21 protein-coding genes and 1 pseudogene are annotated in these 19,577 nt (G+C 71.6%); 12 read left to right on the top strand and 10 right to left on the bottom strand.

Annotated elements, in window-relative coordinates:
- Both ACZ6ZR_RS13760 and ACZ6ZR_RS13755 read right to left on the bottom strand, forming a co-directional pair.
- Positions 1-357, bottom strand: a pseudogene (locus tag ACZ6ZR_RS13760) (hypothetical protein); the annotation flags it as partial.
- Between the two features lie 533 nt (positions 358-890).
- A complete protein-coding gene (locus tag ACZ6ZR_RS13755) occupies positions 891-1,322 on the bottom strand; it encodes a hypothetical protein (RefSeq protein WP_465642277.1) in 432 nt (143 codons plus the stop codon).
- 318 nt (positions 1,323-1,640) lie between these two features.
- On the opposite strand from ACZ6ZR_RS13755, the gene ACZ6ZR_RS13750 reads away from it, so the two are divergent.
- The gene (locus tag ACZ6ZR_RS13750; RefSeq protein WP_465642276.1) at positions 1,641-2,666 is read left to right on the top strand and encodes a type IV toxin-antitoxin system AbiEi family antitoxin domain-containing protein; all 1,026 of its coding nucleotides are present in this window, start codon (positions 1,641-1,643) and stop codon (positions 2,664-2,666) included.
- 55 nt (positions 2,667-2,721) lie between these two features.
- Here the strand turns inward: ACZ6ZR_RS13750 and ACZ6ZR_RS13745 are convergent, their stop codons facing one another.
- Together ACZ6ZR_RS13745 and ACZ6ZR_RS13740 are read right to left on the bottom strand one after the other, a co-directional pair.
- A complete protein-coding gene (locus ACZ6ZR_RS13745) occupies positions 2,722-3,312 on the bottom strand; it encodes an isochorismatase family protein (RefSeq protein ID WP_465642275.1) in 591 nt (196 codons plus the stop codon).
- 100 nt (positions 3,313-3,412) lie between these two features.
- Positions 3,413-4,729: a nicotinate phosphoribosyltransferase gene (locus tag ACZ6ZR_RS13740; protein ID WP_465642274.1), complete on the bottom strand. Its 1,317-nt coding sequence runs from the start codon at positions 4,727-4,729 to the stop codon at positions 3,413-3,415.
- A gap of 129 nt (positions 4,730-4,858) precedes the next feature.
- Here ACZ6ZR_RS13740 and clpS point away from each other — a divergent pair, with 129 nt between their 5' ends.
- From clpS to ACZ6ZR_RS13705, 7 genes are all read left to right on the top strand, one after another.
- Complete coding sequence (gene clpS / locus ACZ6ZR_RS13735) at positions 4,859-5,152, top strand: ATP-dependent Clp protease adapter ClpS (RefSeq protein WP_465642273.1); 294 nt, start codon at positions 4,859-4,861, stop codon at positions 5,150-5,152.
- 63 nt (positions 5,153-5,215) lie between these two features.
- Positions 5,216-5,791 carry a DUF2017 domain-containing protein gene (locus ACZ6ZR_RS13730; RefSeq protein ID WP_465642272.1) on the top strand — a complete coding sequence of 192 codons (576 nt, stop codon included), beginning with the start codon at positions 5,216-5,218 and terminating at the stop codon, positions 5,789-5,791.
- Between the two features lie 171 nt (positions 5,792-5,962).
- The gene (locus ACZ6ZR_RS13725; protein ID WP_465642271.1) at positions 5,963-7,405 is read left to right on the top strand and encodes an amino acid permease; all 1,443 of its coding nucleotides are present in this window, start codon (positions 5,963-5,965) and stop codon (positions 7,403-7,405) included.
- Positions 7,406-7,449: 44 nt separating this feature from the next.
- Complete coding sequence (locus ACZ6ZR_RS13720; protein WP_465642270.1) at positions 7,450-7,875, top strand: M67 family metallopeptidase; 426 nt, start codon at positions 7,450-7,452, stop codon at positions 7,873-7,875.
- A gap of 181 nt (positions 7,876-8,056) precedes the next feature.
- A complete protein-coding gene (locus ACZ6ZR_RS13715) occupies positions 8,057-8,173 on the top strand; it encodes a putative leader peptide (protein WP_345290426.1) in 117 nt (38 codons plus the stop codon).
- A gap of 92 nt (positions 8,174-8,265) precedes the next feature.
- On the top strand, positions 8,266-8,544 hold the full coding sequence (locus ACZ6ZR_RS13710) for a MoaD/ThiS family protein (protein WP_465642269.1): 279 nt from the start codon (positions 8,266-8,268) through the stop codon (positions 8,542-8,544).
- A complete protein-coding gene (locus tag ACZ6ZR_RS13705) occupies positions 8,544-9,512 on the top strand; it encodes a PLP-dependent cysteine synthase family protein (RefSeq protein WP_465642268.1) in 969 nt (322 codons plus the stop codon). Before ACZ6ZR_RS13710 ends, ACZ6ZR_RS13705 begins: the two co-directional genes overlap by 1 nt.
- A gap of 96 nt (positions 9,513-9,608) precedes the next feature.
- On the opposite strand, the gene ACZ6ZR_RS13700 is transcribed toward ACZ6ZR_RS13705, so the two are convergent.
- On the bottom strand, positions 9,609-10,046 hold the full coding sequence (locus tag ACZ6ZR_RS13700) for a type II toxin-antitoxin system PemK/MazF family toxin (RefSeq protein ID WP_465642267.1): 438 nt from the start codon (positions 10,044-10,046) through the stop codon (positions 9,609-9,611).
- A gap of 169 nt (positions 10,047-10,215) precedes the next feature.
- Here ACZ6ZR_RS13700 and ACZ6ZR_RS13695 point away from each other — a divergent pair, with 169 nt between their 5' ends.
- On the top strand, positions 10,216-10,410 hold the full coding sequence (locus ACZ6ZR_RS13695) for a helix-turn-helix transcriptional regulator (RefSeq protein WP_345290430.1): 195 nt from the start codon (positions 10,216-10,218) through the stop codon (positions 10,408-10,410).
- Positions 10,411-10,578: 168 nt separating this feature from the next.
- On the top strand, positions 10,579-11,325 hold the full coding sequence (locus ACZ6ZR_RS13690; RefSeq protein WP_465642266.1) for an MBL fold metallo-hydrolase: 747 nt from the start codon (positions 10,579-10,581) through the stop codon (positions 11,323-11,325).
- A 21-nt stretch (positions 11,326-11,346) separates the two neighbouring features.
- Here the strand turns inward: ACZ6ZR_RS13690 and ACZ6ZR_RS13685 are convergent, their stop codons facing one another.
- The 5 genes from ACZ6ZR_RS13685 to ACZ6ZR_RS13665 all read right to left on the bottom strand — a co-directional run bounded on the left by ACZ6ZR_RS13685 (position 11,347) and on the right by ACZ6ZR_RS13665 (position 18,091).
- Positions 11,347-12,618, bottom strand: a complete 1,272-nt coding sequence (locus ACZ6ZR_RS13685) for an LLM class flavin-dependent oxidoreductase (protein ID WP_465642265.1) — start codon at positions 12,616-12,618, stop codon at positions 11,347-11,349.
- Positions 12,615-13,541, bottom strand: coding sequence for an LLM class flavin-dependent oxidoreductase (locus ACZ6ZR_RS13680; protein WP_465642264.1), 927 nt, complete (start codon positions 13,539-13,541; stop codon positions 12,615-12,617). Before ACZ6ZR_RS13680 ends, ACZ6ZR_RS13685 begins: the two co-directional genes overlap by 4 nt.
- 235 nt (positions 13,542-13,776) lie before the next feature.
- On the bottom strand, positions 13,777-15,033 hold the full coding sequence (locus ACZ6ZR_RS13675; RefSeq protein ID WP_465642263.1) for a PTS transporter subunit EIIC: 1,257 nt from the start codon (positions 15,031-15,033) through the stop codon (positions 13,777-13,779).
- Between the two features lie 287 nt (positions 15,034-15,320).
- Positions 15,321-16,559: a PTS transporter subunit EIIC gene (locus ACZ6ZR_RS13670; RefSeq protein WP_465642262.1), complete on the bottom strand. Its 1,239-nt coding sequence runs from the start codon at positions 16,557-16,559 to the stop codon at positions 15,321-15,323.
- Between the two features lie 242 nt (positions 16,560-16,801).
- Complete coding sequence (locus ACZ6ZR_RS13665; protein ID WP_465642289.1) at positions 16,802-18,091, bottom strand: PTS transporter subunit EIIC; 1,290 nt, start codon at positions 18,089-18,091, stop codon at positions 16,802-16,804.
- Between the two features lie 344 nt (positions 18,092-18,435).
- Between ACZ6ZR_RS13665 and ACZ6ZR_RS13660 the strand changes: the two genes are divergently transcribed.
- Together ACZ6ZR_RS13660 and rph are read left to right on the top strand one after the other, a co-directional pair.
- Complete coding sequence (locus ACZ6ZR_RS13660) at positions 18,436-18,669, top strand: PTS sugar transporter subunit IIB (protein WP_030060521.1); 234 nt, start codon at positions 18,436-18,438, stop codon at positions 18,667-18,669.
- A gap of 128 nt (positions 18,670-18,797) precedes the next feature.
- Positions 18,798-19,532: a ribonuclease PH gene (gene rph, locus ACZ6ZR_RS13655; RefSeq protein ID WP_465642261.1), complete on the top strand. Its 735-nt coding sequence runs from the start codon at positions 18,798-18,800 to the stop codon at positions 19,530-19,532.
- Positions 19,533-19,577: the final 45 nt, after the last annotated feature.

Below are 19,577 nucleotides of genomic sequence, written 5' to 3'. Positions count from 1 at the left end.
GGCGTGGTCGGCGCCGACCACGTCGGCGATCTCCGGGGTGGCCAGGCCGACCACGTAGTGCAGGATGGCGAGATCCTCGTCCGGCGTCGCGGTCGGCCGCTGGGGCGGCACCCGGGTGGGATCGCCGCGCTCGGCCACGGTGGCGCGCAGGATGCGCCAGGCGTCGGCCGTCGGGTTGGGGCTGCCGAGCAGCTCGGGCCAGGCGGAGGCGAGGGCGCCGAACGCCTCCTCGACCACGGCGGCGGCCTGGGCGGCGTCCCGGAACCAGACCCGGGCGTAGCTCAGGTAGCGCGGGTGGTGCAGCTCCCGGAAGGCGGCGAACTCCACCGAGGAGACCGGGTCATGACGGTTGGTCACATCAGCCTCTCGATCGGGGAAGGCGACGGGGGCGGTGACGAGTCGGCAGGGCTTCACTCTAGGGCCTCGGGCGACTGCTCTGTGTGACAAGTCCCATCAGATACCCGTGCGAGGGATGCGATTGAGCCGTTGTGTGACGGTGTGTCAGTTCCCTTGGCGCGGAACGCGATCGGCGCTCCGGCGGGACGGTCCGCGCGTGCGCGGAGGGCGCCGGGGCCACCCGGCGGCCGGGGCGCGGCCGCGGTGGGCCGTACGAGGGGCGCGAGGCCGTGCGAGGACGGCACAAGGGCCGTGCAGGGGCCGTGCGGGGGATGTGTGGCGGCCGTGCGGGGGGCGGACGGAGCCGCGGGGGGAGCCCGGGGGTGGTGCCGACGCGCGTGGTGGGCGTGCGAGCGCCGGTGGCAGCGCGCCCCGGACCGGTCGCGCTGCTCGGCGGCGCCGGTCCGGCCGCACGGGCGGCAGCCGTCAGGGTCCGGGTCCTGGACCGGTCGGTGTGCGGTGCCGATCCGGGCGGGGGCCGGACCCCGGGGGGTTCAGCAGGTGCGGTTGGGTTCGTCGGGTTTGCGGCGGGCCCGCTTGGCGGCGGCCGTGGCGGCCGATGCGGCGGCGGCTGCGGCGGAGGGAGCGGCGGCGCGGCGGTCGGGCTGCTCGGGGACGCCGGCTGCTTCGAGCGCCTCCCGTGCGGCCAGGTAGGCGTGCACGGCGGCGATGCCGTACACCGGCTGGATCAGCTGGTTGCCCTTGAAGAACGGTCGCGCCGGAGCGAAGCCCGCCGCGACCACGAGGTCGCGGATCTCCGCTATCTCCTCCTCGGTCCGCGCGGTGAAGCGGACCTCCCACCCCTTCTTGTACAGATGGCCCTCCTCGCCGCTGCGGCGGGCCAGGTCCGGCTGACGGACGTAGCCGGGCAGTCGGCCTAGGCGCAGCTGGGCAGCGCGCAAGGAGGCGGTTTCGTCACGTGGCATGAGTGTGATGTTAGGCAATCCGGCACGCGCGGTGTGACCCCCGGGCGGCTGTGATGCGTATGGCGCTCGTCACTCTCGGTCAGGCACCGCAGGTCGTGGAGGGTGCCGGGGTGGCGCGCCGTTGGCCGAAACGGTGTGCGAAATGCGGATGGTACAGGCCAACTGCGGTCGATACCGGCAGTCCGATGAACAGCCTTTGGGCCGAATGGGTGAGGGTATGAGGACTTTAGTGCGGGCTAGTCCCGGTTTCGCGACGGTTGGGTAACGGTGCGTCAGGTCGTGGATGCGGAGCGGGGGGTGTTGGGGAGGGTAGGCGGCATGAGCAGCTACCAGATCCCTTCCCCGTCCCCCTCCCTCGAGGAGCTGGCCCGCCGCCAGCAGAACGTGATCACCGCCAACCAGCTCCGGGCCCGCGGTGTCCCCACCCGGCTGGTGAGCGACCGGTGCCGCCGCGGCGGCCCCTGGCAGCGGCTGCTGCCCAAGGTCTACCTGCTGCAGGGCGGCGAGCCGACCCCGGAGCAGCGGATGTGGGCCGCGCTGCTGTACGCCGCCCAGGACGGCCGCGAGGAGGGCCGCCGGGAGGGCGCGGTGATCACCGGCGCGGCCGCCCTGGCACTGTACGGCTTCGCCTCCGCGCCCCGGCTGCCCGCCGTCACCGGGGTCGAGGTGCTGGTGCCCCGCCAGCGCCGCCTCAAGGACGCCGGCGAGGTCCGGATCCGGCGCACGGAGCGGGAGTTGGAGGCCCGCTCGGTGCACGGCCTGGCCTGCGCCCCGGTCGCCCGGGCGGTCGCCGACACGCTGCGGGAGTGGACCGACTCGGCCGCCTTCGACACCGGCGAGGTGCACCCGTCGCAGCTGCGGGCGGTGCTCCGCGAGTCGGTCTCCGGCGGCGCGAACAGGTGCACCTCGCGGGACTTGCTGGCCGAGCTGGCCGAGGCGGGGCTGCTCACCGAGCCCCGGGTGCGGGCGGCGGTGGACGAACTCCTGGCCGCCGGGCGGGAGTCGGCGCTGGAGCGGCTGAACGAGCTGGTGGACGAGTGGCTGCTGCCGGTGCCGCTGGCCGGCCCCGAGCTGCGGATGAAGGGCGGCACCTTCGTGGCCGTGCCGGACCTGTACTGGCCGGGTGCGGCGGTGGCGGTGGAGGTGGACTCGGAGCTGCGCTGCGTCAGCGAGGGCGAGGCGGCCTGGGTCCGGGGCGGCCAGCACCGGATGGAGTACCTCGGGGTCCGGGTGGTCTACGTCTCCGCCGACCGGCTGGAGGCCGAACCCGACGCCGTGGGCGGCGAGTTGCGCGAGGCCTTCGTGGCCGGCGGCGAGGACGTGGTCGAGCTGGTGGTCACCTGAGCCCGGTGGTCACCCCCGCACCGGACGCGGACGCGGCGGCCCCGCCGGCCCGGGTTCACGGACGGACGATCGGGGTTCCCGTCAACTCCACGCCCGCAGCCGTGAGTTCAGCCAGGGCGGCCTCCGTGGTGGGGCCCGAGACCCCGGCCGTCAGATCGAGCAGTACCCGGGTGGCGAAGCCCTCCCGGCGCGCGTCCAGGGCGGTCGCCCGGACGCAGTGGTCGGTGGCGATCCCGACCACGTCCACCTCCGTCACCCCGCGCTCGCGCAGCCATCCGGCCAGCCCGGCGCCGTTCTCGTCGGCGCCCTCGAAGCCGCTGTAGGCGGCCGAGTACGCCCCCTTGTCGAAGACCGCCTCGATCGCGCCGGAGAGCACCACCGGCGACAGGTTGGGGTGGAAGCCCACGCCCTCGGTGCCGGCCAGGCAGTGCACCGGCCAGGAGTCCCGGTAGTCCGGTTCGGCCGAGAAGTGCGGGCCCGGGTCGATGTGGTGGTCCCGGGTCGCGCAGATGTGCGCGTAGCCGGGGGTGGAACCGGCGATCAGGTCGGTGATCCCGGCTGCCACCTCGGCGCCGCCGGCGACGGCCAGGCTGCCGCCCTCGCAGAAGTCGTTCTGCACGTCCACGACGATCAGTGCCCGCTGCATGGCGTTGCTTCCTTCTCCCCCGACGGGGGCGGTGTGGTGGGCCCGGATGTTCGCCACTGTAGGGAGTGACGCGCGTAGGGGAAAGGGGAGTGCCCCGGGCTCACCGGCCGAGCAGCAGCTCGGTGGGCAGCACCGGCTCGCCGCGGGAGAGCTGGGTGGCCGAGAGCGGCAGGGCGGCCCGCGACCTGACGTGGCGTTCGCGCGCGGCGGCCAGCGGCTCGCGGCCGACCACCTCACCGCCCTTGACCAGCGGCACCTGGAGCAGGTGCGGCTGCAGCGCGTCCGGGACGGCCCCGGTGCCGGTCACCTCGGCCTCCGCGAAGCCGTCCGCGTCGGGCCGCCGGGCGGCCCACTTCCGGCCGCCGACACTGGACTTGGCGCCGGCCGAGCGCTTGGCCACCGAGACCAGCGGGCCGTCGGGGCCGGCCGCCCGGGCGACCAGCTTGTAGACCATCGCGCAGGTCGGGTGCCCGCTGCCGGTGACCAGGCTGGTGCCGACCCCGTAGCCGTCCACCGGGGCGGCGGCCAGTGCCGCGATGGCGTACTCGTCCAGGTCGGAGGTGACGATGATCCGGGTGGCGGTGGCGCCGAGGTCGTCCAGTTGGCGGCGGACCCGGTGGGCCAGCAGGGTGAGGTCGCCGGAGTCGATCCGGACCGCGCCGAGCTCGGGGCCGGCCACCTCGACGGCGGTGCGGACCGCCTCGTTGAGGTCGTAGGTGTCGATCAGCAGGGTGGTGCCCCGGCCCATCGAGTCGATCTGGGCGGTGAACGCGTCCCGCTCGCTGTCGTGCAGCAGGGTGAAGGCGTGCGCGGCGGTGCCGGTGGTCGGGATGCCGTGGGTGAAGCCGGCCTCCAGGTCGGAGGTGGCCTTGAAGCCCGCGACGTAGGCGGCCCGGGCGGCGGCCACCGCGGCCTGCTCGTGGGCCCGGCGGGCGCCCATCTCGATGCACGGGCGGTCCCCGGCGGCGCTGGTCATCCGGGAGGCGGCGGCGGCCACCGCCGAGTCGAAGTTGAGGATCGACAGGATCAGCGTCTCCAGGATCACCGCCTCGGCGAAGCTGCCCTCGACGGTCATCACGGGGGAGCCGGGGAAGTAGACCTCGCCCTCGGCGTAGCCGTGGATGTCGCCGGTGAAGCGGTAGTCGGAGAGGAAGCGCAGGGTCGGGTCGTCCACCACGCCCTGGTCGGACAGCCAGTCCAACTGCGGGGTGGTGAAGCGGAAGTCCTCGACCGCGTCCAGCACCCGGCCGACCCCGGCCAGCACGCCGTAGCGGCGGCCGTCGGGGAGCCTGCGGGTGAACACCTCGAAGACCGAGCGGCGGTGGGCGGCGCCGCTGCGCAGGGCGGCCTGCAGCATGGTCAGTTCGTACCGGTCGGTGAGCAGCGCGGTGGAACGGCGCGCGGTGGTGGCGTCCATGAGGATGATGCTAGCGGACTTAGCGTCACTTTGACGATTTCTCGTACGAGTGGGACCGGATTCGCTCACGGGTCCCCCGGATGGAAGCATGAGCGGTGGAGAACCGAGCCCCGACGAGGAGTGTCAGCCGTGAGTGTCGCGCCCGTGGAGATCGAGCGCCCGGAGGTCGAAGGCATTCCGGCACTGGAGCCGGACACCCCCTGGGTCACCATCGTCCACAACGACCCGGTCAACCTGATGAGCTACGTCCAGTACGTGTTCCAGGCCTACTTCGGCTACCCGAAGGACAAGGCCAGGACGCTGATGATGGAGGTGCACCAGAAGGGCCGGGCGGTGGTCTCCAGCGGGACCCGCGAGGAGATGGAGCGGGACTGCCAGGCGATGCACGGCTACGGCCTGTGGGCCACCCTCCAGCACGACTGAGCGGGCCGGGAGGCCTGACCGACCATCAACCACCCCACGACGTAGACGGGCTGACGAGGAATCATGGCTGGGCTGTTCGAGAGTGCCGGTGACGGCGGTGCGGCGATCGCGCTGGAGGAGGTCGAGGCGTCCATCCTGCGCTCCTTCGAGGTGCAGATGCTGGAGCTGATCGGCCCGGGCCCGGGTGGCGAGAGCGACGATCCGCTGGCCGCGCTGTTCGCCGAGGGCCCCTCCAGCCCGCCCTCCGACCCGGCGCTGGCCCGGCTCTTCCCGGACGCCTACGGCGGCCCGGACGGCCTGTCGGGGCCGGAGGAGGCGGCCGCCGCCGGGGAGTTCCGCCGCTACACCGAGCTGGACCTGCGGGCCCGCAAGCGGGACGACGCGCTCGCGGTGATCCGTTCGCTGGACGGCCTGGGCGGCGCCGGCGGCGTGCTCAAGGCCTCCCCGGAGGAGTGCCGGCACTGGCTCGGCGGCCTGAACGACCTGCGGCTCGCCCTCGGCACCCGGCTGGAGGTCAGCGAGGAGGACGACGAGGGCCTCTACGAGCTGGACGACGAGGACCCGCGCAAGCCGCTGGTGATGGCCTACCTCTGGTTCGGCATGCTCCAGGAGTCGCTGCTGGAGGCGATGGCCGGCTGACCGCCGCGCCGTCGAGGAGCCCCGTCCCGGTTGGTGGGACGGGGCTCCCGGCATTCCGGGCAGATCCCACCGAACCGGGACGGTCCATGCTCAAATATCGCTCAGATACGCACCGGTATCCGGGCGTGCCGTGGTACGACTGCCACTCCCCACGAGCAAGGACGGTGGCCCATGGCCCAGCAGCAGTTCGACGAGGTGACGGATCCGGTCCCCGACGAGGAGGGCTACGAGCGGGGTCTGGGCAGCCGTCAGATCCAGATGATCGCGATCGGCGGGGCGATCGGCACCGGGCTGTTCCTGGGCGCGGGCACCGCGATCTCCAAGGCCGGGCCGAGCCTGATCCTCAGCTACGCGGTGGCCGGCCTGGTGATCTTCGCGATCATGCGGGCACTGGGCGAGCTGCTGACGTACCGTCCGGTCTCCGGCAGCTTCGCCGAGTACGCCCGGGAGTTCCTCGGCCCGTTCGCCGGCTACGTGACCGGCTGGACGTACTGGCTGTTCTGGGTGGTCACCGGCATGGCCGAGACCACCGCCGCCGCCGTCTACGTGAAGTTCTGGGCGCCGTCCATCCCCCAGTGGATCTCCGCCCTGGTCTTCCTGGTCATCCTCTACGGCGCCAACCTGATCTCGGTGAAGCTGTTCGGCGAGATCGAGTTCTGGTTCTCGATGATCAAGGTGACCGCGATCATCGGCATGATCCTGATCGGCATCGGGGTGCTCACCCTCGGCTTCAGCGACGCCGGGGACACCGCGGCCATCTCCAACCTCTGGTCGGACGGCGGCTTCTTCCCCAAGGGCATCGGCTCGACGGTGATGACCCTTCAGATCGTCATGTTCGCCTACCTCGGCGTCGAACTGGTCGGCGTCACGGCCGGCGAGAGCGAGGACCCGGCGAAGACCCTGCCGCGGGCCATCAACACCCTGCCCTGGCGGATCGCGCTGTTCTACGTCGGCGCGCTGGTGGTCATCCTGGCCGTGGTGCCGTGGCGCGAATTCGCCCCCGGGGTCAGCCCGTTCGTGGCCGCCTTCGAGAAGATGGGCATCCCGGCCGCCGCCGGCATCATCAACTTCGTGGTGCTCACCGCCGCGCTCTCCTCCTGCAACTCCGGGATGTACTCCACCGGCCGGATGCTGCGCGACCTCGCGCTGCGCGGCCAGGCCCCCGGGAAGCTCACCGCGCTCAACACCAACAAGACCCCGGCCGTCGCGATCACCGTCTCCTGCCTGCTGATGGGCCTGGGCGTGGTGCTCAACTACCTGGCCCCGGCCAAGGCCTTCGAGTACATCACCTCCGTCGCCACCGTCTGCGGGCTCTGGACCTGGGCGATGATCCTGATCTGCCAGATCCGCTACCGCGCCGCCTGGAAGGCCGGCCACCTGCCGCCGCCCACCTTCAAGGCCCCCGGCGGGGTCGTCGCCAGCTGGGCCTCGCTGGCCTTCCTGGTGCTGGTCGTGGTGCTGATCGCGATCGACGAGGACAGCCGGATCTCGCTTTACGTCTTCCCGGTCTGGGCGGTCCTGCTGGTGGTCGGCTACCAGGTCCTCAAGCGCCGCAACCCGCAGGCGGCCACCGGCCACGACCACGACCACGTCCACGCGAGGTCCGGCGACTGAGACTGACCGCCGGGGTGCCGCGGGGCCGTGGCTATCCTGGCCGGATGCTGACCATCACCCGAGAGCTGCACGACGCGATCGTCGCCCACGCCCGCGCCGACCACCCGGACGAGGCGTGCGGCGTGGTCGCCGGCCCCGAGGGCACGGGCCGGCCCGAGCGGTTCGTCCCGATGCTCAACGCCGCCCGCTCGCCCACCTTCTACGAGTTCGACTCCGGCGACCTGCTCAAGCTCTACCGGGAGATGGACGACCGGGACGAGGAGCCGGTGGTGGTCTACCACTCCCACACCGCCACCGAGGCCTACCCCTCCCGCACCGACGTGAGCTACGCCTCCGAGCCGAACGCCCACTACGTGCTGGTCTCCACCGCCGAGGGCACCGAGCCGGGCGACCCGTTCCAGTTCCGTTCCTTCCGGATCGTCGACGGGGTCATCACCGAGGAGCCGGTGGAGCTGGTCGACGCGTACTGAGCAGGGCCCGAAGGCCCGCCGCACCACCCCCGGGTGACGCGGCGGGCCTTCGGGCTGGCCGGCATACGGGGGCAGCGTCGCGGTGTGCCGGCCAGCCCGGTGTCCCGGGATGTGACACACATTCATCCGGATGGCGAGACGTGGATGTCGGAGCGGGGCGGGGAATCTATACGATGAGCCCATGCGTTCCGTCGATGTGAGCAACCAGGCCCAGGGCACCCGCCTTGTCGCGCGCCTGCACGTCGACCTGTGCCGGCTCGCCAGCGCGATCTGTCCCGGCCCCGCCGCCGCTCGCTGAGCCCGGCCAACCGCCTTGCCCCGTACGGGGATCGCACCGCCCTGCCGCGCCCCTGCGGCCCACCCAGAACCCACCTCCACAGGAGCGCAGTCATGGCCATCGAGGTCCGCATCCCGACCATCCTCCGCACCTACACCGACGGCGCCAAGTCCGTCGAGGGTGCCGGTGCCAGCCTCGGTGAGCTCTTCGCCGACCTGGACGTCCGCCACCCGGGCATCGCCGCCCGCCTGCTGGACAACGGCGAGCTGCGCCGCTTCGTGAACGTCTACCTGAACGACGAGGACGTCCGCTTCCTGGACGGCATCGAGACCGGCCTGGCCGACGGCGACAGCGTGACGATCCTCCCCGCGGTGGCCGGCGGCTCGATCTGATGAAGTACGACAGCCCGCTCGAAGCCGTCGGCAACACCCCGCTGGTCCGTCTGCCCCGCATCTCCGCCGCCGTTCCCGGCAACGGAGAGGGGCTGGTGACCCTCTGGGCCAAGCTGGAGGACCGCAACCCGACCGGATCGATCAAGGACCGGCCGGCCCTGCACATGATCGAGCGGGCCGAGGCCGCGGGGCTGCTCGCCCCCGGCTGCACCATCCTGGAGCCCACCAGCGGGAACACCGGCATCTCGCTCGCCATGGCGGCCAAGCTCAAGGGCTACAAGATGGTCTGCGTCATGCCGGAGAACACCAGCGAGGAGCGGCGCGAGCTGCTCCGGATGTGGGGCGCGGAGATCATCGCCTCCCCGGCGGCCGGCGGCTCCAACACCGCCGTCCGGATCGCCAAGGAGATCGCCGCCGAGCACCCGGACTGGGTGATGCTCTACCAGTACGGCAACCCGGACAACGCCGGCGCGCACTACGCCACCACCGGCCCGGAGATCCTCGCCGACCTGCCCACCGTCACCCACTTCGTGGCGGGCCTGGGCACCACCGGCACCCTGATGGGCGTCGGCCGGTACCTGCGCGAGAAGGTCCCCGGCGTCCAGGTGGTGGCGGCCGAGCCGCGCTACGACGACCTGGTCTACGGGCTGCGGAACCTGGACGAGGGCTTCGTCCCGGAGCTGTACGACGCCGAGGTGCTCACCACCCGGTTCTCGGTGACCTCCGAGGACGCGGTGCGCCGCACCCGGGAGCTGCTCCAGCAGGAGGGCATCTTCGCGGGCGTTTCCACCGGCGCCATCCTGCACGCCGCGATCGGGGTCGGCCGCAAGGCGGCCCAGACGGGTGAGCGGGCGGACGTGGTGTTCGTGGTCGCGGACGGCGGCTGGAAGTACCTCTCCACCGGCATCTACACCGCCGAGACCACCGAGGCGGCGGTCGAGGCGCTCCAGGGCCAGCTCTGGGCCTGACGGTCCGTCAGGCTCCGCCGGAAGGCGCGTTCCCCACCCCGGGGACGCGCCTTTCCGCGTCTCGGAGCCGGACAGGCTCTAGTGCCGGGCACGGCACTAGCGCAGAGCGCGCTGCACCCGGGACCAGGTCTGCCCGTCGACCTTGCCGACCCGGCGGCGGAAGGCGGTCACCGGCACCTCGCGCAGTTCGTCCGTCTCCAGCCAGCTGGCCCGCCCCTGGCGGTCGCCGACCGTGCCGGGCGGCAGCGGGAGCACGCCGGGGCGGCCGGCGTGGTGCTTGCTGGTGATCTTCACGACGGTGGCGGTGCGGCGGTTCACCCCGAGCACCAGGCAGGGGCGGTCCTTGGCCCCGGGCCCGTCCTCGAACGGGACCTCGGCCCACCAGATCTCCTGCGGCGCCGGGCGGGTGGCCGTCCGAGACCGGCCGGCGGGTGTGCGGCGGGTCGCGGGCGCCGGGGTCACGCGCCTGCGCAGCACCCACAGGACGGCCGCGAGGGCCACCACCACCAGCAGTGTGATCAGCACCTTGTCCATCCGCAGACCGTACCCCGGGGGCGGCGGAGCGCTGTGACAGTCGGGGATTTATCCGTTCGGTGCTGCCGATTCGTCACGGAACAGCCACGGAGTCCGTTCCGCACTAAAGATCCTCGTTGGGCCGGAAAAGCTGACCACGGAAGTTCAGCCGCACCTGAAGGTGGCCCAGATGTCCTTTTGCAGCCGTGAGTTGTGGTCCTACTCCGAGATCGCCAGGCACATCAACGTCCAGCCCGACACCGTCCGGAACTACCGCCGCCACGGCCTGCTGCCCGACCCGGACGTGGTGGACGGCAGCGGCCATCCGCGCTGGTTCGCCGAGACCATCCGGGCCTGGGCCCGCAACCGCCCGGGCAACCGGTGACGCCCCACCCGTCGTCGGCGGCCCGTTCTGGTGACATCAGCCACAGCACGGCACGGGGACGGGGGCAAAGTGACGTCCGGCCCTTACTCTCGTCTGGCAGCCCGGCCACCGCCTGCCGGTGGGCGCCCGGGTCACGGACCATGACCCGGCGGGGTGGAGGGGCTCGGCATGAAACTGACCGTGGTGGGGTGCTCGGGGAGCTTCCCCTCGGCCGAGTCGCCCTGCTCCAGCTACCTGGTCGAGGCCGACGGCTACCGGGTGCTGATGGACCTCGGCAACGGCGCGCTCGGCGCGCTGCAGAAGTACGCCGGGCTCTACGAGATCGACGCCATCCTGCTCAGCCACCTGCACGCCGACCACTGCATCGACCTCTGCGCCTACTGGGTGGCGCGCAACTACCGCATGGAGGGCTGCCCGGACCCGGTCCCGGTGTACGGGCCCGACGGCACCGCCGCGCGGCTGGCCCGCGCCTACGACATGCCCGAACAGCCGGGCATGACCGAGGTGTTCGACTTCCACACGCTCACCGAGGGCAGCTTCGAGCTCGGCCCGCTGCGGATCACCGTGGCCCGGGTGAACCACCCGGTGGAGGCCTTCGCCTTTCGGATCGAGCACGAGGGCCGCAGCCTGGTCTACTCCGGGGACACCGGCGAGAGCCCCGAGCTGGTCGAACTTGCCCGGGGCACCGAGCTGTTCCTCTGCGAGGCCGCCTACACGGACGGCAAGGAGACCTACGCGGCGGTCCACCTGAACGGCCGCGAGGCCGGTCAGCACGCGGCCGCCGCCGAGGTCGGCCGGCTGGTGCTGACCCACATCCCGCCGTGGACCGACCCCGAGGTCAACCGCCGCGACGCCCAGGCGGTCTTCGCGGGGCCGGTCGAACTGGCCCGCCCCGGCGCGGTCTACGAGCTCTGACGGCGCCGGGGCACGGGCCGCTCAGCCGGTCAGCCGCTCCCGCAGCGTTCCCTCGGGGTACTCGGTGCGGTGCACGCCGCGCCGCTGGAGCAGCGGCACCACCTGCTCGACGAAGTCGTCCAGCCCGCCCGGGGTCAGGTGCGGGATCAGGATGAAGCCGTCCGCCGCGCCGCTCTGGACGTGCTCGTCCAGGGCGGCGGCCACCGACTCGGGCGTGCCGACGAAGGAGTGACGGCCGCTCAGCTCGATCACCACCTCGCGCGAGCTGAGGCCCTTCTCGGCCGCCAGCTTCCGGTAGCGGGCGGCGAGTTCGAGGGGATCGCCGAGCCGGGTGCGGCCCTGCACCAGGGCGGAGCCGACCACCGGGTCGGCGGCCGGCAGCGGGCCGTCCGGGTCGTGGCCGGAGAGGTCGAAGCCCCAGATCTGCTCCAGGTGGGCCAGCGCGGTGCGCGGGCCCACCTGCTGACGGCGGATCAGCGCCGAGCGCTCGGCCGCCTCCGCCTCGGTGGAGCCGAGCGCGAAGGTCACCCCCGGCATGATCTTCAGCTGCTCGGGACGCCGCCCGTACGCCGCCAGCCGCCGCTTCACGTCGGCGTGGAAGGCCCGCCCGGCCTCCGGTGAGGAGTGCCGGCTGAACACCACGTCGGCGTGGGCGGCGGCGAACTCCCGTCCCTCGTCCGAGTCCCCGGCCTGGATGATCACCGGCCGCCCCTGCGGGGAGGGCGGCAGCGGCCCGGCCCCTTCCACGGTGAACTGCGGGCCGGAGTGCCGCACCGCCGCGCCGTCCGAGGCCCAGAACTCCGAGGCCACCCGGACGAACTCCTCGGCCCGGCGGTACCGGTCGGCGTGGTCCAGGTAGCCGCCCCGGCGGAAGTTCGCCCCGGTGAAGGCGTCGTTGGAGGTGACCACGTTCCAGGCCGCCCGGCCGTCCGAGAGGAAGTCCAAGGAGGCCAGCCGGCGGGCCAGTTCGTACGGTTCGTTGAAGGTGGCGCTGACCGTGGCGGCCAGGCCGAGGTGGGTGGTGACGGCGGCCAGCGCGTTCAGCACGGTGACCGACTCCGGGCGGCCGAGCACGTCCAGGTCGTGGATGCGGCCGTCCACCTCGCGCAGCCGCAGGCCCTCGGCGAGGAAGAAGAAGTCGAACAGGCCGCGTTCGGCGGTGCGGGCCAGCTCGCGGAAGGAGCTGAACTCGATCTGGCTCCGGGAGGCCGGATCGGCCCAGACGGTGGTGTTGTTGACGCCGGGGAAGTGCGCGGCGAGGTGGACCTGCCTCTTCTGCTGACGGGTGCTCATCGGGCCGCCCCCGCGGTGGCGTAGCGGGAGACCGGGCGGGCCAGGCCGAGCCGGTCGCGGAGGGTGCCGCCGCGGCCGCTGCCGGCTGCTGTGGCGTCGATGAACTCCCGGAGATCCTCAGGCAGTTGACGTGGCACCAGGTGGAGGCCGTCGACCGCCCCGGCCCAGTCGGCCGGGCGGACGCCGGGGGAGACCCGTGCCAGCACGAGCAGTTCGCGCCCGGAGGCGGCCCGCAGTGCGGCGCGGGCGGTGGCGGCGGCCTGCGGGGAGGGTGCGTCCAGCAGCACCAGGTCGGCGTGGTGCAGGGCCAACTCCCGCCGGGCGCCGGTCTCCTGGTGGTCGAGCCGGACGGCCACCACCGGGCGGCCCTGCGGCGGACGCGGGGTGATCGAGGGCCCCTTGACCGAGAACCACCGGCCCTCGAAGTCGGTGTGGTGCAGCTTCTCCCGGTCGACGAAGCGGCCGGTGGCGAGGTCGCGGATCTCCGCGTCGTCCTCCCAGCTGTCCCAGAGCCGGGCGGCCACCTCCACCGCGTCGGCGGCCTCCTGCCAGAGCTCCTCGGCGGGCAGCACCGGCCGGCGCCCGAAGGCCCTGGCCTCCTCCTCGGTGGCCGAGACGTCCACCAGCCAGCCGGCCCGGCCCTCGCTCACCCAGTCCAGGGTGTTCACCGCGAGCGAGGTGTGGAACGGCTCGGTGTGGGTGGTGGTGACGGTCGGGACCAGGCCGATCCGCTCGGTGGCGGGGGCGACCCGGGCGAACACCGCGAGGGCGTCCAGCAGGTTGGAGCCGGGGGCGAGCGAGTCGTCCAGGGTGACGAAGTCCAGCCCGCCGCGCTCGGCGAGCAGGGCCAGGTCGGTGAAGTGCGCGGCGGTCAGCGGCCCGGGGCCGTCCAGACCGGAGGAGAGCAGCAGGGAGTGGGGCACGGCGGGGCCTCGGCCTTCCGGAGGTGGTGTCGTGACGGGGCTGGGATCAACCGTGACGACGACACGACGCGGACCACACGCGACCGAAGTCGATGTGGTCGCGGGTCACCAGGAAGCACGAGGCGCGCATGTCCCCAGTGGACCAGCGATCTTGGCGGCCCGTCAACCTCCGGCCGCAACGCACCGACCCCGCCCGGCAGTTGCCGGACGGGGTCGGAGGGGTGGAGGCGGGGCGTCAGGCCTTGGTGATGTCCTCGACCTCGGCGTCGTCCTCGCGACCGGGGGTCTTGAGGTCGAACTTCACGATCGCCCAGCGGAACAGGACGTAGTAGAGGACCGCGAAGACCAGGCCGATCGGGATGATCAGCAGCGGCGAGCTGGCCTTGGAGTAGGCCAGGCCGAAGTCGATCAGACCGGCCGAGAAGGTGAAGCCGACGTGCACGCCGAGCAGCCAGGTGACGGCCATCGAGACGGCGGTCAGCACCGCGTGGATCACGTACAGCGCGGGGGCGATGAAGACGAAGGCGAACTCGATCGGCTCGGTCACACCGGTGACGAAGGAGGTCAGCGCGAGCGAGATCATCATGCCCAGCACGGCGGCGCGGCGCTCGGGCTTGGCGGCGTGCGCGATGGCCAGCGCGGCGGCGGGCAGCGCGAACATCATGATCGGGTAGAAGCCGGAGGTGAACTGACCGGCCGTCGGGTCACCGGCGAAGAAGCGGGTGATGTCACCGTGCACCACGGTGCCGTCGGCCTTGGTGTAGTCACCGGTCTGGAACCAGGCGAAGGAGTTGACGAACTGGTGCATGCCGACCGGCAGCAGACCGCGGTTGATCAGGCCGAAGGCCCCGGCGCCGAGCGCGCCCGCGCCGATCAGGGAGTCGTTCAGGCTGCGGATGGCGTCGCCGACCGGGCCCCAGCAGAGGCCGAAGAACACGCCCACGCCGGTGCCGACGAAGGCCATGATGATCGGGACCAGGCGGCGGCCGTTGAAGAAGCCGAGCCAGTCGACCAGCTTGGTGCGGTGGTACTTCTGCCAGAGCACGGCGCTCAGCAGGCCGATCACGATGCCGCCGAGCACGTCCGGGTTCTGGTACGTCGCGGCGACGTCCTTGCCGGGCAGGACCTGGTACTCGGTGATCGGGAACGCGGTCAGCACGTTCTTGTACACCAGGTAGCCGACCAGCGCGGCGAGCGCGGTGGAGCCGTCCGCCTTCTTGGCGAAGCCGATCGCGATGCCCACCGCGAAGAGCAGCGGCAGGTTGCCGAAGACGGCGTCACCGGCGGTCAGGAAGACGGTGGCGACCTTGCCCCAGCCGAGGCCGTCCTTGCCGAAGACGTCGGGCTGGCCCAGCCGGAGGAGCAGGCCCGCGGCCGGGAGGACGGCGATCGGGAGCTGCAGGCTGCGGCCGATCTTCTGCAGGCCCTGGAGCAGGCTCTGCCCGGCCTTCTTCGCCGGGGACGGCGACGGCGCCGTTGCTGTCGTGGTCATGGGGGTGGTTCCTCAACGTCAGGGCGGGTCGGTCGGGGCGGTGCATCGGGGGCCGAACCGCGAACTGGTCTACACCACTAGTGGTGTAGACCAGTTTTCTAGCACGGGCGGAGGGGGCTCGGTACCCCTGGGTGCCGCGCAGGTGGGAAGCGCTATGAAATCGAAACCTTCTTTTGGATTGGTGATCATGGCTACCCGCCGTAATCGCGATTTTGGCGAGTTGCGCAACAAAAAGGCCCGCTCCCGGTGGGGGTGCCACCGGGAGCGGGCCGCGACCTGAGGGGGTGTCAGGCCTTGGTGATGTCCTCGATCTCCTCCTCGGGCTCGCGGCCCGGGGTGGTGAGGTTGAACTTGGTGATCGCGAAGCGGAAGAGCCCGTAGTAGAGGGCCGCGAAGCAGAGCCCGATCGGGATGATCATCCAGGGCTTGGTGGCGAGGTTCCAGTTCAGCGCGTAGTCGATCAGGCCGGCCGAGAAGCTGAATCCGTCGTGCACCCCGAGTGCCCAGGTGACCGCCATCGAGAGACCGGTGAGCAGGGCGTGGATCACGTACAGCACCGGGGCGATGAACATGAAGGAGAACTCGATCGGCTCGGTGACGCCGGTGATGAAGCTGGTCAGCGCGACCGAGACCATCATGCCCAGCACGGCCTTGCGGCGTTCGGGGCGGGCGCAGTGCGCGATGGCGATGGCGGCGGCCGGGAGGCCGAACATCATGATCGGGAAGAAGCCGGACATGAACTGACCGGCCGTCGGGTCGCCGTGGAAGAAGCGCGGGATGTCGCCGATCCAGGTCTGGCCGCCCGCGTCGGTGAAGCTGCCGACCTGCTGCTGGAAGAAGGTGTTGAGGAACTGGTGCATGCCGATCGGGATCAGCATCCGGTTGGCGACGCCGTAGATGCCCGCGCCCGCCGAGCCGAGGCCCACCAGCCAGTCGCTGGCGTTGGTCAGGCCGGTGCCGATCGGGCCCCAGGCCAGACCGATCACCACGCCGGCCAGGGTGCCGACGAAGGCCATGATGATCGGGACCAGGCGGCGGCCGTTGAAGAAGCCGAGCCAGTCCACCAGCTTGGTGCGGTGGTACTTCTGCCAGATGATCGCGCTCAGCAGGCCGATCAGGATGCCGCCGAACACCCCGGGGTTCTGCGGGGTCCCCTTGGGCAGCGCCTCGGTGACGGTGCCGGCCATCGGAAAGGCCGTCAGGACGTTGTGGAACACCAGGTAGCCGACCAGCGCGGCGAGCGCGGTGGAGCCGTCGGCCTTCTTGGCGTAGCCGATCGCCACGCCGACGCAGAACAGCAGCGGCAGGTTGGAGAAGACCGCGTCGCCGGCGGTCGCGAAGACCGTGGCCACCTTGCCCCAGCCGAGGCCGTCCTTGCCGAAGACGTCGTCCTGGCCGAGGCGGAGCAGGATGCCGGCGGCCGGCAGGACGGCGACCGGGAGCTGGAGGCTGCGTCCGATCTTCTGGAGGCCTTGCATGAGGCCGGCTCCCGGCCTCTTCGCCGGGGCGGCGGCGGTCGTACTCATGGGCTGTCCTTCGGGCGGTGGGCGGCGTTGCGCACCGATCGGCGATCGGCCGATTGGTCTACACCACTGGGGTGCGAAAGCTTTTCTAACACGCCGTTTAACCCCGGAGGAAATAGTCCGGACGATTCGGGTTCCGGTAATTCGGACGCAATTTCCGCCAGGGTCCATGGTCCTTTTCCGGACATGCCGAAAGGCCCCCGGACCGGTGGGTCCGAGGGCCTTTCGGGAGAGGTGACGCGGGGTCAGGCCTTGGTGATGTCCTCGACTTCGTCGTCGTCCTCGCGGCCCGGGGTCTTGAGGTCGAACTTGGTGATGACGAACCGGAAGACCACGTAGTAGACCACCGCGAAACAGAGCCCGATCGGGATGATCAGCCAGGGTTTGGTGGCCAGGGTCCAGTTGATGGCGTAGTCGAGCAGACCGGCCGAGAAGGAGAAGCCGTCGTGGACGCCGAGGCCCCAGGTGACCGCCATCGAGACGCCGGTGAGCACCGCGTGGACCGCGTACAGCGCGGGGGCGACGTAGGCGAAGGAGTACTCCAGCGGCTCGGTGACGCCGGTGACGAAGGAGGTCAGGCCGACCGAGAGCATCAGGCCGGTGATCTCCTTGCGGCGGTGCGGCTTGGCGCAGTGCGCGATGGCCAGCGCGGCGGCCGGGAGGGCGAACATCATGATCGGGAAGAAGCCGGAGGTGAACTGACCGGCCGTCGGGTCGCCCGCCAGGAAGCGGTTGATGTCGCCGTTGACCACGGTGCCGTCCGGCTTGGTGAAGGTGCCGAACTGGAACCAGAGGAAGGTGTTGAGCAGCTGGTGCATGCCGATCAGCAGCAGGGCGCGGTTGGCGAGGCCGAAGATGCCGGAGCCCACCGCGTCCAGGTCGGAGAGCCACTCGCTGAAGGAGTTGAGCGCGTCGCCGATCGGCGGCCAGACCCAGAGGCAGAGGCAGGCGAAGGCCAGGCCCATCAGCGCGGTGATCATCGGGACCAGGCGGCGGCCGTTGAAGAAGCCGAGCCAGTCGACCAGCTTGACCCGGTGGTAGCGGACCCAGAGCCAGGCCGACATCAGGCCGATCGCGATGCCGCCGAGCACACCCGGGTTCTGGAAGACCGCGTTGGAGGACTTCTGGGCCGCGTAGTCCACGCACTGGTTGCCGACCAGCTTGGCCGCGCCGGCGCAGTCCTCGGGGAAGGCCTGGAGGATCATGTAGTAGACCAGGAAGCCGGTCACCCCGGCGAGGGCGGTGGAGCCGTCGGCCTTCTTGGCCATGCCGATCGCGACGCCGATGCAGAACAGCAGCGGCAGGCCGAGGGTGGAGCTGAGCAGTGCGCCGCCGGCGGCGGCGAAGACCTTGGCCACGTTGTCCCAGCCGAGACCGTCGGCGCCGAACACGTCCGGCTGGCCGATCCGGTTGAGCAGACCGGCGGCGGGGAGCACGGCGACCGGGAGCTGGAGACTGCGGCCCATCTTCTGGAGGCCGCCGTACAGGCCGTGCCACCACTGTTTCTGCGGAGCTACGGCGCCTGCCGAACTCATCATCGTCCTCCGAGTGCCGAATCGGTCCGGGCCAGGAACACCGGAGGGCGGCGGCACGTTGTCCGAAGTGCACCTAATATTGGTGTAGACCACTTCTGACCGAGCGGGCCCGCCGGGTCCGAGGTCCTACTGATCGTCATCCTCGGGTGATCATCGGTGGCGCGCGCGCCGTACTCGGCCAAAAGTGGACTAACGTGGCAAGTCGGTCGGACTCGGGCGATGCTGTCCGTGCGCCGTGGTGGGCGCGGCAACTGAGCCCGCGTCACCTTCCGGCCACTGCCACCAGCACCGAGCGGTACGGCTCCCGGCAGAGCTGCCGAGGGCCGAGACAGAGGGAGAAGGACATGGCCAGCAAGGCTGAGAAGATCGTCGCCGGTCTCGGCGGGATCGACAACATCGAAGAGGTCGAGGGCTGCATCACCCGCCTCCGCACCGAGGTCAAGGACGCCTCCCTGGTCGACGAAGCCGCGCTGAAGGCCGCCGGCGCCCACGGCGTCGTCAAGATGGGCACCGCGATCCAGGTCGTCATCGGCACCGACGCCGACCCGATCGCCGCCGACATCGAGGACATGATGTGAGCTGAGACCCCCTCAGGTCCCGCCACGCCACGCACCGGCCCGTCACCCCGTCAGGGGGTGTGCGGGCCGCAGCGTTTCCCGTCGCAGCGTTTCCCGGAGGCGTGCCCGTAGCGGATAGGCTCGGTGCCATGTCTCGCATCGACGGCCGCACGCCCGATCAGCTCCGCCCGGTCACCATCGAACGTGGATGGAGCAAGCACGCCGAAGGCTCCGTCCTGGTCTCCTACGGGGACACCAAGGTGCTCTGCACCGCCAGCGTCACCGAGGGCGTGCCGCGCTGGCGCAAGGGCAGCGGCGAGGGCTGGGTCACCGCCGAGTACGCCATGCTGCCCCGGGCCACCAACACCCGCGGCGACCGCGAGTCGGTCCGCGGCAAGATCGGCGGCCGCACCCACGAGATCAGCCGGCTGATCGGCCGCTCGCTGCGCGCCGTGATCGACCACCGCGCGCTGGCCGAGAACACCATCGTGCTCGACTGCGACGTGCTCCAGGCCGACGGCGGCACCCGCACCGCCGCCATCACCGGCGCCTACGTCGCGCTGGTGGACGCGGTCTCCTGGGCCCGCGACAAGAAGCTGCTGCGCGCCAAGGGCCAGCCGATCACCGGCGGGGTCAGCGCGGTCAGCGTCGGCATCATCGACGGCGTCCCGATGCTCGACCTCCGCTACGAGGAGGACGTCCGGGCCGAGACCGACATGAACATCGTCTGCACCTCCGACGGCCGCTTCGTCGAGGTCCAGGGCACCGCCGAGGGCGCCCCGTTCGACCGCGCGCTGCTGGACCAGCTGCTCGACCTGGGCACCCTGGGCTGCGCCGAGCTGGACGAGGTCCAGAAGAAGGCGCTGGAGTCGCTCCAGGCCTGACCGTGGGTCGGGCACCTGACAGTGCGTCGGGAACCGGGGAGGGCC

It is taken from the genome of Kitasatospora sp. NPDC088742, assembly GCF_055584905.1.
This window is presented reverse-complemented; position numbering and strand designations above follow the sequence as displayed.

What these genes read in the sequence shown, in the direction of transcription:
- ACZ6ZR_RS13705 (WP_465642268.1), top strand. Translation starts at nt 8,544, where the DNA reads ATGAAGTACGACAGCCCGCTCGAAGCCGTCGGCAACACCCCGCTGGTC.
- ACZ6ZR_RS13730 (WP_465642272.1), top strand. Translation starts at nt 5,216, where the DNA reads ATGGCTGGGCTGTTCGAGAGTGCCGGTGACGGCGGTGCGGCGATCGCG.
- ACZ6ZR_RS13715 (WP_345290426.1), top strand. Translation starts at nt 8,057, where the DNA reads ATGCGTTCCGTCGATGTGAGCAACCAGGCCCAGGGCACCCGCCTTGTC.
- ACZ6ZR_RS13740 (WP_465642274.1), bottom strand. Translation starts at nt 4,729, where the DNA reads ATGGACGCCACCACCGCGCGCCGTTCCACCGCGCTGCTCACCGACCGG.
- ACZ6ZR_RS13710 (WP_465642269.1), top strand. Translation starts at nt 8,266, where the DNA reads ATGGCCATCGAGGTCCGCATCCCGACCATCCTCCGCACCTACACCGAC.
- ACZ6ZR_RS13695 (WP_345290430.1), top strand. Translation starts at nt 10,216, where the DNA reads ATGTCCTTTTGCAGCCGTGAGTTGTGGTCCTACTCCGAGATCGCCAGG.
- ACZ6ZR_RS13700 (WP_465642267.1), bottom strand. Translation starts at nt 10,046, where the DNA reads ATGGACAAGGTGCTGATCACACTGCTGGTGGTGGTGGCCCTCGCGGCC.
- ACZ6ZR_RS13755 (WP_465642277.1), bottom strand. Translation starts at nt 1,322, where the DNA reads ATGCCACGTGACGAAACCGCCTCCTTGCGCGCTGCCCAGCTGCGCCTA.
- ACZ6ZR_RS13660 (WP_030060521.1), top strand. Translation starts at nt 18,436, where the DNA reads ATGGCCAGCAAGGCTGAGAAGATCGTCGCCGGTCTCGGCGGGATCGAC.
- ACZ6ZR_RS13690 (WP_465642266.1), top strand. Translation starts at nt 10,579, where the DNA reads ATGAAACTGACCGTGGTGGGGTGCTCGGGGAGCTTCCCCTCGGCCGAG.
- ACZ6ZR_RS13745 (WP_465642275.1), bottom strand. Translation starts at nt 3,312, where the DNA reads ATGCAGCGGGCACTGATCGTCGTGGACGTGCAGAACGACTTCTGCGAG.
- ACZ6ZR_RS13665 (WP_465642289.1), bottom strand. Translation starts at nt 18,091, where the DNA reads ATGAGTTCGGCAGGCGCCGTAGCTCCGCAGAAACAGTGGTGGCACGGC.
- rph (WP_465642261.1), top strand. Translation starts at nt 18,798, where the DNA reads ATGTCTCGCATCGACGGCCGCACGCCCGATCAGCTCCGCCCGGTCACC.
- ACZ6ZR_RS13750 (WP_465642276.1), top strand. Translation starts at nt 1,641, where the DNA reads ATGAGCAGCTACCAGATCCCTTCCCCGTCCCCCTCCCTCGAGGAGCTG.
- ACZ6ZR_RS13670 (WP_465642262.1), bottom strand. Translation starts at nt 16,559, where the DNA reads ATGAGTACGACCGCCGCCGCCCCGGCGAAGAGGCCGGGAGCCGGCCTC.
- ACZ6ZR_RS13675 (WP_465642263.1), bottom strand. Translation starts at nt 15,033, where the DNA reads ATGACCACGACAGCAACGGCGCCGTCGCCGTCCCCGGCGAAGAAGGCC.
- ACZ6ZR_RS13725 (WP_465642271.1), top strand. Translation starts at nt 5,963, where the DNA reads ATGGCCCAGCAGCAGTTCGACGAGGTGACGGATCCGGTCCCCGACGAG.
- ACZ6ZR_RS13685 (WP_465642265.1), bottom strand. Translation starts at nt 12,618, where the DNA reads ATGAGCACCCGTCAGCAGAAGAGGCAGGTCCACCTCGCCGCGCACTTC.
- ACZ6ZR_RS13720 (WP_465642270.1), top strand. Translation starts at nt 7,450, where the DNA reads ATGCTGACCATCACCCGAGAGCTGCACGACGCGATCGTCGCCCACGCC.